General features: G+C 42.0%; 14 protein-coding genes and 1 riboswitch. Of the genes, 1 reads left to right on the top strand and 13 read right to left on the bottom strand.

What is annotated here, in order from left to right:
• The first annotated feature begins 96 nt into the window (after positions 1-96).
• Positions 97-966, top strand: a complete 870-nt coding sequence (locus tag MKY49_RS09260; RefSeq protein ID WP_341386045.1) for a DMT family transporter — start codon at positions 97-99, stop codon at positions 964-966.
• Between the two features lie 34 nt (positions 967-1000).
• Here the strand turns inward: MKY49_RS09260 and MKY49_RS09255 are convergent, their stop codons facing one another.
• From MKY49_RS09255 to MKY49_RS09195, 13 genes are all read right to left on the bottom strand, one after another.
• Complete coding sequence (locus MKY49_RS09255; protein WP_341386044.1) at positions 1001-1990, bottom strand: sensor histidine kinase; 990 nt, start codon at positions 1988-1990, stop codon at positions 1001-1003.
• Entirely contained in the window at positions 1987-2658 is a 672-nt protein-coding gene (locus tag MKY49_RS09250; protein ID WP_341386043.1) for a response regulator transcription factor, read from the bottom strand. Before MKY49_RS09250 ends, MKY49_RS09255 begins: the two co-directional genes overlap by 4 nt.
• Position 2659: 1 nt before the next feature.
• Positions 2660-3643: an alpha/beta hydrolase gene (locus tag MKY49_RS09245; protein ID WP_341386042.1), complete on the bottom strand. Its 984-nt coding sequence runs from the start codon at positions 3641-3643 to the stop codon at positions 2660-2662.
• A 130-nt stretch (positions 3644-3773) separates the two neighbouring features.
• Positions 3774-4151 carry a DUF3221 domain-containing protein gene (locus tag MKY49_RS09240; protein ID WP_341386041.1) on the bottom strand — a complete coding sequence of 126 codons (378 nt, stop codon included), beginning with the start codon at positions 4149-4151 and terminating at the stop codon, positions 3774-3776.
• A gap of 113 nt (positions 4152-4264) precedes the next feature.
• The gene (locus MKY49_RS09235) at positions 4265-4687 is read right to left on the bottom strand and encodes a DUF1801 domain-containing protein (RefSeq protein ID WP_274796826.1); all 423 of its coding nucleotides are present in this window, start codon (positions 4685-4687) and stop codon (positions 4265-4267) included.
• A gap of 40 nt (positions 4688-4727) precedes the next feature.
• On the bottom strand, positions 4728-6539 hold the full coding sequence (locus tag MKY49_RS09230; protein ID WP_341386040.1) for an ABC transporter ATP-binding protein: 1812 nt from the start codon (positions 6537-6539) through the stop codon (positions 4728-4730).
• Positions 6536-8269: an ABC transporter ATP-binding protein gene (locus MKY49_RS09225; RefSeq protein WP_312506355.1), complete on the bottom strand. Its 1734-nt coding sequence runs from the start codon at positions 8267-8269 to the stop codon at positions 6536-6538. Before MKY49_RS09225 ends, MKY49_RS09230 begins: the two co-directional genes overlap by 4 nt.
• 161 nt (positions 8270-8430) lie before the next feature.
• Positions 8431-9003, bottom strand: a complete 573-nt coding sequence (locus MKY49_RS09220) for a hypothetical protein (protein ID WP_341386039.1) — start codon at positions 9001-9003, stop codon at positions 8431-8433.
• On the bottom strand, positions 9000-9275 hold the full coding sequence (locus tag MKY49_RS09215) for a hypothetical protein (RefSeq protein ID WP_341386038.1): 276 nt from the start codon (positions 9273-9275) through the stop codon (positions 9000-9002). The genes MKY49_RS09220 and MKY49_RS09215 overlap by 4 nt, the downstream gene beginning before the upstream one ends.
• Before the next feature lie 150 nt (positions 9276-9425).
• Positions 9426-10466, bottom strand: a complete 1041-nt coding sequence (locus MKY49_RS09210) for a ribonucleotide-diphosphate reductase subunit beta (RefSeq protein WP_274796822.1) — start codon at positions 10464-10466, stop codon at positions 9426-9428.
• Positions 10467-10477: 11 nt separating this feature from the next.
• On the bottom strand, positions 10478-12691 hold the full coding sequence (locus MKY49_RS09205) for a ribonucleoside-diphosphate reductase subunit alpha (RefSeq protein ID WP_341386037.1): 2214 nt from the start codon (positions 12689-12691) through the stop codon (positions 10478-10480).
• Positions 12692-12854: 163 nt separating this feature from the next.
• Positions 12855-13044, bottom strand: a riboswitch (cobalamin riboswitch).
• A gap of 109 nt (positions 13045-13153) precedes the next feature.
• Positions 13154-13837 (bottom strand): hypothetical protein, encoded by a 684-nt coding sequence (locus MKY49_RS09200; RefSeq protein ID WP_341386036.1) that lies wholly within the window; start codon positions 13835-13837, stop codon positions 13154-13156.
• A complete protein-coding gene (locus MKY49_RS09195; RefSeq protein ID WP_341386035.1) occupies positions 13834-14328 on the bottom strand; it encodes an ECF transporter S component in 495 nt (164 codons plus the stop codon). The genes MKY49_RS09200 and MKY49_RS09195 overlap by 4 nt, the downstream gene beginning before the upstream one ends.
• Positions 14329-14331 lie beyond the last annotated feature (3 nt).

Here is a 14331-nt window from a genome sequence, read left to right as displayed (position 1 = left end):
TTTGTGCTACTATTCTAAAAAAATATATTATTCATGCTGTGACTGCTCTATAATAGGTTTGTCTTTATTATTCTAGTAAAAGCATAGGAGTACATCATGTTTTATTACATCTCGTTGTTTTTTGCATTATTTGCGTTATCGACCTCAGCTATTTTTGTTAAATTAGCTGATGCACCCCCTGCCATTACGGCCTTTTATCGACTATTTTTTGCGATGCTCGTGTTACTTCCCTTTTTATTAGCGCAAAAGGGCTTGCGTCAGGAACTTACGAGCCTCTCCAAAAAGCAGTGGGGGCTTGGCATTCTATCAGGTTTATTTTTATCGTGCCATTATGTCTTATGGTTTGAATCATTGAACTACACATCCGTGGCAAGTTCAACGGTTATTGTGACATTACAGCCATTATTCTCTTTAGTAGGAAGCTATTTTTTATTTAAGGAGCGTTTTTCAAAAGGGGCCATTGTTGGCTGTTTCGTTGCCATCATCGGCTGTTTCATTATCGGCTGGCAGGATTTCCAAATTAGTGGACAAGCCCTCTATGGTGATATTCTAGCCTTTATTGCAGCGGGCATTATTACCGCCTACTTTTTTATTGGGCAATCTGTGCGCAAAGATTTATCACTCATTCCCTATTCAGTTATCGGCTATGGCAGTAGCTCCATTTTCTTAGCCATTTATGCACTCTTTATGAAGGAATCGTTTTTCGATTATTCAGCTTCGACATGGTGGGCCCTTGTAGGATTAGCCGTCATTGCCACGATTTTCGGCCAAACTATTTTTAATTGGCTATTAAAATGGTTAAGTACCACGGTCATCTCCATGAGTATTTTAGGAGAAACGATTGGCACATGTATACTAGCCTATTTCATATTAGATGAGATGATTTCGGTGCAACAAGGTGTTGGTATTCTAGTCATTTTACTAGGCCTCGCCCTCTTTTTATTGCAACAACGTAAATCAGCTTAAATGGAAAAACAACGGCAAAGGCTGCCGTTGTTTTTTATTCGTGTGTGAAGCGGAAGGTAGTACCATCCTTGTTTGATTGTAAGAAAGCTTCAATATGTAACGTCTTGGCAATATCTTGAATGATTGTCAGTCCAAGTCCGTCATGCGCATCATTAGGCGTAAAGCCGATGCCATCATCAGACATGATGACTTGCCCATCTTTTATAATTACCTCTAGCTTGGATGCTTGAGCATGCTTTAACGTATTTTGAAAAACATTATCAAATAAACGCTGGAGCCATAATTCATTGCTTATCCAGATTACATGCGCATCTTCAGGATGAAAATGAAGGGCAATATTTTGCATGCGATATAAATAACGCCATTTCTTTATCATCGTTGTTAATAGCTGTGCAAGCTGTACTTCTTCCTGCATAACATAGGCATTTTCGCTTGTGTCAAAGGACTGAAGCTGAAATTCATTCGTTAAATTTGTTATATAGTGAATTTGTTCAGTTAACGATTCCACCAATTTAGGCTGCTCCTGCAATTGTTCTTCTAGATAAAACAATTGCAAGCGAATAGCTGTTAGTGGTGTATGGATGTCATGTCGCAATTTTTGTAGTAGCTCTTTTTGCAGCTCCTGCTGTTGTGCTAGCTCTAATTCTCGGTATGTTGTACGCTCAATTAGGAGATTAACTGATTGAATCAGCTGGCCGATCTCATCTTCACTTGTGACAGCTAGCGTTTCTGGAATGCGCTCATTACTTGCCAGCTCCCGGATTGTGTTGTTGAGCATGGTGATTTTTTTCAGTAAGGAATGAATCGATGTTGAAAACAACAAAGCTAATAAGGCAAAAGAAATGACAAACGCAAATAGCATAAGCGGATAGGCAAATGACTCATGAAAGGGAGTCCCATCATTTTTCATTTTAAAAGCTTTATCGTAAAGAATAGACATTGTCACACTAATACCTAGTATCACCAACGGTACACTTACAATTGCTAAAAATAATAAAGTACGGTATTTGTTTTTTAAGGTCATTTTTTGATGTAGGTATTCAGCCGATACCCTTCCCCATAGATATTTTGTAAGATAGTACCTGCTGGATCGTGTAGCTTTGTTCGTATTTTTTTAATATGGACATTGAGAAGATTATGATTGCGTTCATCTAGTGGCCACAAATAGTCGAAAAAATGGTCCTTTGTTAATACTCTATCGCGGTGATCAAATAAATAAAAGAAAATTTTGCGCTCAATTGCTGTCAAGGCGATCTCCTCATGGAGACTCTGATAAAACACTTTCCGCCGTACCCCATCAATAAATAAATGCTGTATATGTGTAAATGTACCATAATGCTGAGTCAGCATTTTTTTCATCCTTAGCAAAAGCTCTCTTGGGTCAAACGGCTTTGTCATATAATCCTCTCCAACCGTTAAGCCCTCTAGCTTACTTTCAATATCATTCCGTGCCGAGAGAAAAATGATAGGAATGTTTAAGCCTAATCGTTTAATAGTTTTGCTTATTTGATAGCCATCCTCTCCTGGCAGCATAATATCCATAATAACTAAATCTACTTGCTGAATCAGCGCCATTACATCTTTGCCATCTGTTTTCCAGACAGCTTCATAGCCCTCACGCTGCACTATTTTTTGTAGTAAATCACCAATCATCGCATCGTCTTCCACAATTAAAATCCTAAATCCTTGCATCTTATCGACCTTTCCTGTTAGCATTCGTTGTCATAAATTCCATCGTTAGTTGATAGATTTCATCAGGCTGATAAAGATAAATGCTATGTGTACCACTTACCTCTTTTACCTCTGCATGAGTGAATTGCTTCGCAAAAACAGTATAATCCTGCCTATTTTGCTTCGTATATATTGAATCTTTCTTTTCTTCCGCAATGGCATCAATTAGTAATACCGGCGTATTTTTCGGCTTTGGAAGCTGTTCTGATTGTAAACTATTTTCATAGACCTGTAACAGCTCATTTTTCATAGCTTCATTAAAAAATTGCTTAAAGGACAATGCCTGATATATTTTCTTTTCCTCGGCAGTTAAAAAAGACATGTTCAGCACTTGTGGATTATACACCTGTGAGGGCATAAGTCGATGGAAGCCAATTTTAGTGGCTAGGTGCATGCCCTTTATCATCCATCTATCGACAGTCCCCATTTGATGCTTGATATATTGACTAGGTAAGCTAATATCAAGTGCGATGATGCCCTTTACTTCCTCTGGATATTTTTGTGCCCAGTAAATAGCTTCAAGCCCAGAGATCGAATGAGGGACGAGTGTATAAGGAGGCTGAAGACCACTTTGCAGGAGGGCTTCTCTTGTTTGCGCTAGAATCGTATCAATGTCTCTTTCATCATGGGCTATATCGCTATAGCCATACCCTGCACGATCCACAACAGCAATTTGATTGTGCTGTGAAAACTTGCGATAAAGCCCTTTGAATTCATAAACAGGTGCTGCAATGCCTGATCCAGCCATAAAGACATACGTATCCTTGCCTGAACCCTCCTGATAAACATGGATGTTTTGCCCATCGACGTTCACTAGTGTGCCGTTAGGTTGTAATATGGCAGATTCCTTCTGTACTAAAGTATAGTGGTAAATGCATACGATCGCGATGCCAAGCACGAGCAATGCCCCAAAGTAAACAAACCATTTCTTTACTTTCTTTTTCATACGCTTCTCCTTTCCGTTGATACTTGCAAGGATACACGTTAAAAATAAATTTCTAATTAATTTTTGCGGGAAATCCGTAAAAAAACTCAACCCTTTGGCACTTCTTCACCAAATGATTGAGCTGTTATTCTTACTTTTCGATTAATTGGATCGTAGTTGCAGTACCCTGCGCTGGGTATGACTCAAGATAAGTACCAGTAGTCCAAATGGCTACTCGATCACCAATGGTAAAATCACTCGTATCTGAATAAAACACAATAAAAGCATTTGGCATGGCCAATTCTAAAATTTCGCGTTTACTTAATGCAAGGTCTTTTTCCGCAACATTCCAAACAACTGTAATAGACTTCTCTGTTTTGTCGATTATAATTCCTTCTATATCTGCAACCCTTTCCCTATCATTTGATGATGCTTCATCTACTATATTAGGTTCATTATTTTTCCCTGCACAACCCCATAAACTTAAGGATAAGAATAACAAAAGGATCATAGAACTTAGTTTACGCAAATGAATTTCACCCGCTTTCTACTCTCTATCCTTTTAGACGTACTCAATTTAGTATCGTTACACATATTGATACAAAAAAGCTGCCTACATAGTGATAGGCAGCTTTCTTTGTGCTAGGCTTCTGGATAGGTTTTTCGTAAAAAAGCGATGGATTGTTGTATGAGTGCTTTTAAGATAGCTTCATCCACGTCAGCAAGTTTATTAATATAAACACAGGCTTTTCCCGTTGTATGCTTACCAAATTGCTGCAATAGCTGCTCTCGCTCAGAATCACCTGGAGCAAAATATAGACTAATTTTTGCTTTGCGAGGAGAGTATCCAACAAGTGGTGCATCGCCTTCATGGCCTGTTTGATATTTGTAGTGATAATGACCAAACCCGATAATACTCGGTCCCCACATTTTAGCATCGTAGCCTGTGACCTCTGTAAAAATATCTAATAGTCGAAAGGCATCCTCCCGCTTTTTCGGGTGGTCTACACTCTCGATAAATTCAATGACACTTGCATCCGTTTCTTTCGTCTTTAATTCGTACATCCTAATCCCTCGCTTTCAGAAAGAATATCTCTATTATTCCCTATTCTACCTGCTCTAACAATAGCTTTTGCTGTAGATGACGATAAATCCCCTGTTGTTGCATGAGCTCATGGTGACTGCCTTGCTCGACAATTTCACCCTGCTGAATTACGAGTATTTGATCCGCATTCTCGATTGTTTTTAAACGGTGCGCTATAACAAAGCTTGTGCGGCCCCGCATTAAATGCTGTAAGCCCTTTTGAATATCGACCTCCGTTTGTGTATCCACACTCGATGTCGCTTCATCCAAAATTAAAATATCAGCATTTTCTAAAATAGCCCGAGCGATCGCAATTAACTGTCGTTGTCCCTGACTTAAATTAGCACCGCCTGCCTGGACTGGAGTATCGTACTGTGCTGGTAAATATTTAATAAAATGATGGGCATTGGCGATTTTCGCCGCTTCGACGACTTCTTCATCTGTCGCATCGAGCTTCCCAAAGCGAATGTTTTCTCGGATGGTGCCGGAGAACAAATATGTGTCCTGTAAGACGACACCGACTCTTTGACGAATGCCCGCCATTTGATAGTGCTCGATATTGTGCCCATCAATCAGAATTTCACCTTGATCCACGTCATAAAAACGCGTCAGTAAGTTGATAATCGTTGTTTTTCCAGAGCCTGTTGGACCAACAAGCGCGATCGTCTCCCCTGCCTTCGCATGGAAGTGAATGTTTTTTAGAACAGGCTTATCTGGCACGTAGCTAAATGACACTTGCTTGAAAACAACATCTCCTTTTAACGACGACGCCTCGATAGCATTTGGTACATCACTTACTTCTGATGGTTCATCCATAATCTCAAAGACACGCTCTGCTCCAGCAATGGCAGATTGAAAAGTATTTAATAGATTGGATAACTGATTCAGCGGACGGAAAAATTGCCTTGTATAAGTAACAAACGCTGCAATGATGCCAACCGTCACAACACCTTTTACAGCTAAGAAGGCTCCTGTTCCAATGACGACAGCTAAGCCTAAATTATTCATAAAGTTATTAATAGGTCCAAGTAAGCCCGAGGTAATTTCTGCTCGCTGGGCTGAGTTTCGTAGGTTTTCATTTTGCTGATGGAAGGTGTCAATTGTTTGCTGCTCCTTACCAAAAAGCGTGAGCACCTCTGCTCCTGTAATCATTTCCTCGATATAGCCGTTGAGCTTACCAAGATCTCGCTGACGTGCTGCATAGTTTTTACTACTGCGTTTAATAATCTGCTTGGTCGTGAAAACAATTAGCGGAATAATAATTAATGTCACGATCGCTAATTGCCAGCTTAATGTGAACATAGCGATACTCACACCAATCACCGTTAAGATGGATGATACGATTTGTGTGACACTTTGAGCCAGTGCCGTGTTTAAATTATCAATATCATTTGTGACACGGCTCATTAAGTCGCCAAGCGCACGTTGATCAAAAAATCGTAATGTCAGCGTTTGAAGCTTTTGAAATAGGTCCAGACGTAATGTCCGAATGGTTTTCATGGCCACTTGAATCATGACATACGTTTGTAGCCATGTCAGAATAGACGCAATCGTAAATATGACAGCCAACACGATGCCAAGACGAATCGTTCCATCAATATCCTTTTTTATAATATAGTCATCAATAATATGGCCAATCATGTAAGGTCCTGCAAGACTTAAAAATGTAGAAGCCATGACAAAGAAGATGGATAAAAACAGCCCTAATTTTTGCTGTTTTACATAGTGCCATACTCGTGCTAGTGTTGCTTTTTGATTTTTTGCTTTCTCAGCTGGCGCTCCCATGCGTGGACCACGTCCAAAATTCATTTGCTTTGGTTGACTTTGACTCATCCTTGTTCACCAGCCTTTTGCTGTGACGCGTAAATTGCTTGATAATGTGTATTTGATTGTAGTAGTTGCTGATGGGTTCCTTGCCCAACAATGCCGCCATCCTCTAGAACCAAAATGACATCTGCTTGCTGAATAGAGGCAATTTTCGAAGCCACAATGATCGTCGTTGTATCTTGATACTGTGTGGCAATTGCCTGCTGAACATGTTGCTCTGAAGCACTATCGAGCGCAGAGGTTGTATCATCAAGCACTAAAATGGCAGGCTTGCGAATGAACGCACGACTTAAAGCAAGGCGCTGCTTTTGCCCCCCTGATAAATTCGTAGCCCCCTGTGACAATTCATGGGCTAAGCCTTGATCAAGACGCTCCACAAACTCACTGGCACACGCCGCCTCTAAGGCCTGTTGAATCTCCTCCGCAGTCGCATCGTCCTTGCCGAGTCGTATATTTTTCTCAATCGCACCTGAAAACAGCAGGGCTTTTTGTGAGGTAAAGCCAATATGCTCTCGTAGCGTTGATAAGGAGTAGGCTTTTAGTGGTTTACCATCTAAGCGAATTTCCCCAGCTGTTGGATCAAACAAGCGAGGCAACAGCTTTACCAGTGTTGATTTACCACTACCTGTTTTCCCAATAATTCCTACCGTTTGCCCCGGCTTAACAGAAAACGAAATGTTTTTAAGGACATCCTCTGCTGTCTCATAGTAACGATAGCTTACATGATCAAAGTCAATCGCTCCTTTAATGGGGTCTGTCAGCGGCTGTTGTGCTTCCTTAACAGCAATGTCTTTGTTTAACACATCGACAATCCGTTCTCCAGATGGCAATGCTCGCGCAATTTGCATGAGTACCATACTTGAGGACATCAGCCCATTTAAAATAATCGTTAAATAGTTAATAAAAGCGAGAATAACCCCAACTTGTACAGTACCTGCTTCTACCTTGATTGCGCCAAGCCAAAGCGCTGCAACAATCCCCAGATTGACAACGAACATCGTAAAGGGCACCAATACCCCAACAATTTGCTCAGCGGTAATAAATCGTTTCGTTAGCGTATGATTTAAATCACCAAACTGCGCCACCTGTTGCGTCTCACGGCGAAAGGCTTTGACCACCCGGATACCAGCCAAATTTTCCTGCAGCTTTGTATTGACCGCATCAATAGCCTCCTGCACACGACGATATAGCACGCCCGAATACTTTGTGAAAAAATACATGGCGATAATCAGCAATGGCACAATAATAAGGAGGATGGAAAAAAGCTCCCGCGCTGTTACAAACACAATAATGACTGCCCCAATAAACAACAGCGGCCCTCGCACAAAAATACGCAGCGTCATCATAAACGCCCGCTGCATACTTTCCACATCACTCGTTAAAATGGTGATAAGCTTCCCTGTCGTAAACGCATCTCGCTCCTTAGCCGAATACGTCATCATCTTCTCATACAGAGCCTGCCGAACATCCGACGCAAAATGAATCGCCGCCTTCGAGCTATAGTAGGAGCAACCAACCCCACCAACAAGCCCAAGTACTGCACTGCCGAGCATTAACACAAACATATTCAATACATACTGATGATCGCCTTGGACAATCCCCGTATCAATCATATGCTGCATAATGGTCGGCTGAATTAAATCCATCGTCACCTCCAACACCATCAAAAGAGGTGCAATCAACGTGAAAAATTTATAGGGCCCCAAATACTGCCCTAACTGTTTAACTGCCTGCATACCTTCGTCTCCGTTCTTTTTAAATCCCATTCGTTCCTCATTATAACTGAAAATCATTCCCATTTGGCAATAATTTTTCGAGTCACGTAATATTCTGGCCTCGTCGAAATGGATGAGTGGGTTCTGACTTTTGAGCTGGGGCCATTCACTTTCGGGCGGAGTCAAGCCTTTGATGAGCGGGGTTCTCTCGCTTTGAGCGGATTCCTCCTTTCTTTGAGCGGCTGCTTCACATTTTTGAGCGGGGTTACCCTTCCTTTGAGCGCGGACCTCTCACTTATGAGCGGAGTCACCCTTTCTTTGAGCGGTTTCCTCTTTCTTTCGAGCGGTTTCCTCTTTCTTTCGAGCGGGTTCATCCTTCCTTTGAGCGGCTTCCTCCCATTTTCGAGCGGGGACAACCCTTTTTTGAGCGGTTGCTTCACATTTTTGAGCGGGTTCATCCTTCCTTTGAGCGGTTTCTTCTCTCTTATGAGCGGTTTCCTCTCATTTTCGAGCGGGGACAACCCTTTTTTGAGCGGTTGCTTCTCACTTTCAAGCGGGTTCACCTTTTCTTTGAGCGGTTGCTTCTCACTTATGAGCGGGTTCATCCTTCCTTTGAGCGGTTTCCTCTCATTTTCGAGCGGGGACAACCCTTTTATGAGCGGTTTCTTCTCACTTATGAGCGGATTCACCCTTCCTTTGAGCGGTTTCCTCTCATTTTCGAGCGGGGACAACCCTTTTATGAGCGGTTGCTTCACATTTTGAGCGGGTTTACCCTTCCTTTGAGCGGTTGCTTCTCACTTATGAGCGGATTTACCCTTCCTTTGAGCGGTTGCTTCTCACTTATGAGCGGATTCACCCTTCCTTTGAGCGGTTTCCTATCACTTTCGAGCGGGTTCACCCTTCCTTTGAGCGGTTTCCTCTCATTTTCGAGCGGGGACAACCCTTTTATGAGCGGTTGCTTCACATTTTCGAGCGGATTCACTTTTCCTTTGAGCGGTTGCTTCACACTTTCGAGCGGAGTCCCCACCTTTCATGTAGGCTACTCTCTTCAAAGAGGAGGCTCCCCTTCCACCGAGCCAATCAACCAATATCGAGCGAACACTTCTCAACCTCGTAGCAATCCACCCAAGTAAAACACCCCCATGCAAGTGGGCATGGGGGTGGTGTGACACGATGATTACAAATCATCAAAGCCGTTATCTTCGACGTTGACTTTGACATATTGGCGGGAGCGTTGTTCGAAGAAGTCAGTTTTGCCAAGGTCTACATCTTCATAGGCTTTAATCCATTTTAATGGATTTTTGCGGTAGCCCTCGAATGGACGGTCTACGCCAAGCTGATTACAGCGAACATTGGCATAGAAGTGGACATAATCATGGACGTCCTCAACATCAAGGCCTTCAATTTTATCGCCGATGACTTCATTGGCCCAATCGATTTCTAGTTGAACGGCTTCGCGGAAGATTTCCTGAACACGAGCCTGACGTTCAGGTGTATCGTATTCTGGATATTCCTCTAATAATTCTTGATAAATTTTCACAAATAAATCGACATGGAGCTGCTCGTCACGATTAATATAATTGATCATTGTAGACGTAGCGACCATTTTTTGATTGCGTGCTAAATGATAGAAGAAGGCAAAGCCCGAATAGAAGAATAAACCCTCTAAAATGACATCATAAATAATGGCCTCAAGCATATTTTCGACAGTCGGCTCCTCTGAGAAAGCCTGGTAGCCTTTTATAACAAAATCATTGCGTCGTTCTAGAACAGGCTCTGTACGCCAAAAATCAAAGGTACGATCCTGCTCATCCTTGTTGACGATACTGGAAAGCACATACGAATAGGAATGATTATGAATAACCTCTTGCTGCGCTAAGATAATCATTAACGCATTTAAACTAGAATCTGTTAAATAATCGGCTACCTTACCTGCAAAATCAGTTTGCACACTATCTAATAGCGCTAATAAACCGATAATTTTTAAAAATGATTCTTGTTCATCTTTCGTCAGCTCAGGGAAATGCTTAACATCATTGCTCATATTAATTTCAAATGGTGTCCAGAAGTTTCCTAGCATTTTTTTATATTTAGGGTACGCCCAGCTAAAGCGGACATCATCCCAATTTAAAATATTGGAGGAGCGCCCATTAACGATACCTGTAGAACGGTTAGGTGCTTCCTTATCCATAATTTGTCGTTTCGTAATCGTTGTCATTGTTTTTCCTCCTAGCTTGCACAAGACTCACATTCTAATAATTCTACTGATGTGGAGCGTACATAATAGGTCGTTTTCACACCACTTGCCCAAGCATTCATATGCAGTGCCAGTAAATCCTTTGCTTTAATCGTATTTTGAACATATAAATTTAGTGAAATGCCTTGGTCAATGTGGCGAGCACGGGCTGCATTTTGTTTGATTGTCCAATTTTGATCGATGAAATAAGCTGATTTATAGTACCAAGTCGTTACGGGTGATAAATCTGGTACCGTTACAGGAATTTTGTAATCCTTCTTCTCTTCTGAGTAGCTCTTTTGGAAAATCGGATCAATTGACGCCGTACTTCCTGCTAGAATCGATGTCGATGAGTTAGGGGCTACTGCCATAACATAGCCATTTCGCATTCCCTCTTTCGCCACTGCCTCACGTAAAGCATTCCATTTGTCGCTGTCATAGCCGCGCTTTTCAAAATAGGCACCTGTTTGCCAATCAGAGCCCTCGAATAATGGATACGCTCCTTTTTCGCTTGCTAAAGCGTTAGAGGCACGAATTGTTAGGTAGGCGATGTCCTCATAAAGCTTGTCCGCAAATTCTACAGCTTCATCTGATTCCCACTGAATTTCCTTTAAGGCTAATAAATGATGCCAGCCAAATGTGCCAAGTCCAATACCACGGTAGCGTAGGTTCGTACGCTCTGCTTGTTTCACAGGGATAGTATTTAACGCAATAACATTATCAAGCATACGTACCTGAATCGGAATTAACCGCTCTAAGACACTAGCAGGCACGGCTCTTCCTAGATTAATAGAGGACAAGTTACAAACCACAAAATCTCCAGGCTTGCGACGAGTCACGATAACATCGTCTTCTAATGTAATGGATTCAAACTCCGTTGCTGACATATTCTGGAATATTTCTGTACACAAATTCGAACTATAAATCATTCCTTCATGCTTATTCGGATTCATGCGGTTCACTTCATCTCGGTAAAACATGAATGGAACGCCAGTTTCGAGTTGTGAGCGCATAATACGCTTCATAATATCGATGGCTGGTACTACTTCACGGCTTAATAATGGATTAGCAATACATGCTGCATATTTCGTGCGGAAGGAGCCATTGCCCTTTGTTTCATCGTAGAAATCCTCTAAAGAGAAGCCCATCACTTCACGTACTTCATGTGGATCAAATAAGTGCCATTCTCCACGGGCTTCTACTGTTTCCATAAATAGATCTGGTAAACATAGCCCTGTGAAAATATCATGGGCACGTAGTCGTTCATCACCATTGTTTAAGCGTAAATCTAAAAACGTAAAGACGTCCTTATGCCAAACATCAAGATAAACCGCGATGGCTCCTTGACGTTGCCCTAGCTGATCGACAGAGACAGCCGTATTATTGAGCTGCTTAATCCACGGTAGCACACCACTTGATGCACCTTTGAAGCCTTTAATGGACGAGCCACGGCTACGAATTTTGCCCATGTAAACGCCTATACCACCACCATATTTAGACAATGTTGCAACATCGGTATTCGTATCGTAAATGCTTTGTAGGCTGTCATCCACTGTATCGATGAAGCAACTTGAAAGCTGACCATGTGTCTTACCAGCATTTGATAGTGTCGGTGTTGCAACAGTCATATATAAATTACTCATCGCCCAGTAAGCTTCTCGCACTTTTTCTAGACGATTTTCTGTTTCATCCTGCATTAATGTCATGGCTATGACCATCCAACGCTCTTGTGGGAGCTCTACAGGTGTTTTTGTATAATCACGTACAACATAACGATCCATTAATGTCTTCAAGCCAATATACGTGAATAGCTCGTCACGACTAGGTTCTAAATAGCTTGCTAATTGTTGAAGCTCCTGCTCACTATATTTTGTTGTTAAGCTTTCATGATATAAGCCCGCTTCAGTGTATTGTGCAAGATGAGCTGGAAATTCTTGATAAACATCCTTTGGTGAAACGCCACGTCGCGTTGCAAATTGATCGTATAATTTTTCTAAATAAATGTGTGCAGCCACAAATGTCCAATAGGGCTCTTCCTCATCAATTAGGCTAAGTGTTTGTAAAATCATCGCATCCGCCCATGCTTCAAATGTGGCATTGTCGTTTTTTCGTAGCCAACGATCCGATAACCTTACAAAGCTTTCAAGCTCATCCTCCGTATAACTATTTTTTAACTTAGCTAGTTGCTGTTCGATTTGAATTGTCATGTACACATTCTCTCCCTTTCTTTCTCCAAGCAACACAAAAAGCGATCACGCAACATCTATCGGTTACGTGATCGCTGTAAAATCGGAAATGGAAATGAAGGACATGCACACAAAGAAGTGAACAAATCTCTCGCCTCCACTTCTCAATCCCCGAAGAATGTGTTGCTGTCTTGAACAACTCGGCAGGTCTCCTGGCTCATGCTTCCTCCAAATAATCTCCTTCCCGTTTTTTCAACAGTGGCCTCTTGATTATTTGTCAGCACTTACAGTTGCGGGGACAGCTTCGGCTTAAGATGACTCTTGTTCCGAATTCCCTTTTAAACCATATTGGTACCGCTTGTCCAAATACTATATATTGTGTTTTAACTCCTAAACAAATCTAACATATTGTGTTTCGTGTTGCAATAGGTGTTTCGTACCTTGCGATTTTTAACGCAGCCCTTTTGCTCGAAACAAGCCCTATTACGGTGCAGTTTTGCGTAGTTTTTCAAAATTTCTTTGGAAAAAATTTTGTGCCTGCTGCTCTTTTTTAGGATCGATGCCAAGCAAAATGACCGAACAAGGACCTGCTGATTTGGTCAGATCAAGCGAACTTTCAACTTGTTGCTGTCCAAAAAGACGCGCTAATTCGCCTTGTAGCCCCTTTGACCCGACTGGCCAAACTTGCTGCACGATCTCCGCCTGCCATGCCTGAAAAATGGGCTGAAGCTGTGCTACGTCTTCTGGCTGCGCTAACACTTCTTCCCCTACAAGCGGCAAGCCATAAGTGTACCAGCTGAGCTGTTCATGGTCAAATGGTTGACGTTGTTGTATTTCCCCAAGCATCGTAATGGCTACACCTGACTGTAGCGTGGGCATATTCGATTCCGTACTTCCTGCAATTGCAGGACAGGCTATACCAGTTTCCTCAAACACCTGTTGAATACCTCTTTCATAACGTTTCCATGCCGTATCACCAGAGAAATTAGCGAGTAAAACTTGGCAAGGTAATGCCTGTGCCGCAAGCTGCTCTAAAAATGTCACACGTGCTGTCATGTAAGCTGTTAGTTGGTCAGATGCTGACACTACATCTTGTGGCTTTTCCCCAATGGCTGCCGCATTATCCATTGTCACAATGAACGTGCCCACTTTCATAGCATTTCTCATTGAACGCGTCCTTCCTTACGTAAAAAGACCTTTGATAAAACCGGCATCACTACCGCAACAATGACTAGGTTAATAACGGTTGCCATGAAAATGCTACCTAATGCACCCCAGAAAAAGGCAGGGCTAATTAAAAAATAAAACGGTAATGGTGCCACAATGCCATTCAATACGAGTGCAACTGGCCATTTCCAAACATGTAGACCTTTTCTATGCATCACACCAAAGATCCATACGACGATGAACATTTCGAACGCGATGATAAGATGTAGTGGTCCTAATGGAAATCCAGCAGTCAACGCTGTAATAAAATGACCGATAAATCCAGCAAGCCCTGCTAAAAATGGGGATAAAAAGACTACGCCCAAAAAGGCAGGAGCCGAGTCGAGTGCAGCAGTCGAAATAAATGCCGGCACCTTAATGACTGCCCCTACTGCACAAATGGCAGCAACCATTGCCGTCAATATCCAATTCCTTAATCTTTGTCGATCCATTCC

Source organism: Lysinibacillus sp. FSL M8-0134 (assembly GCF_038069745.1).
Classification (GTDB): Bacteria; Bacillota; Bacilli; order Bacillales_A; family Planococcaceae; genus Lysinibacillus; species Lysinibacillus irui.
This window is presented reverse-complemented; position numbering and strand designations above follow the sequence as displayed.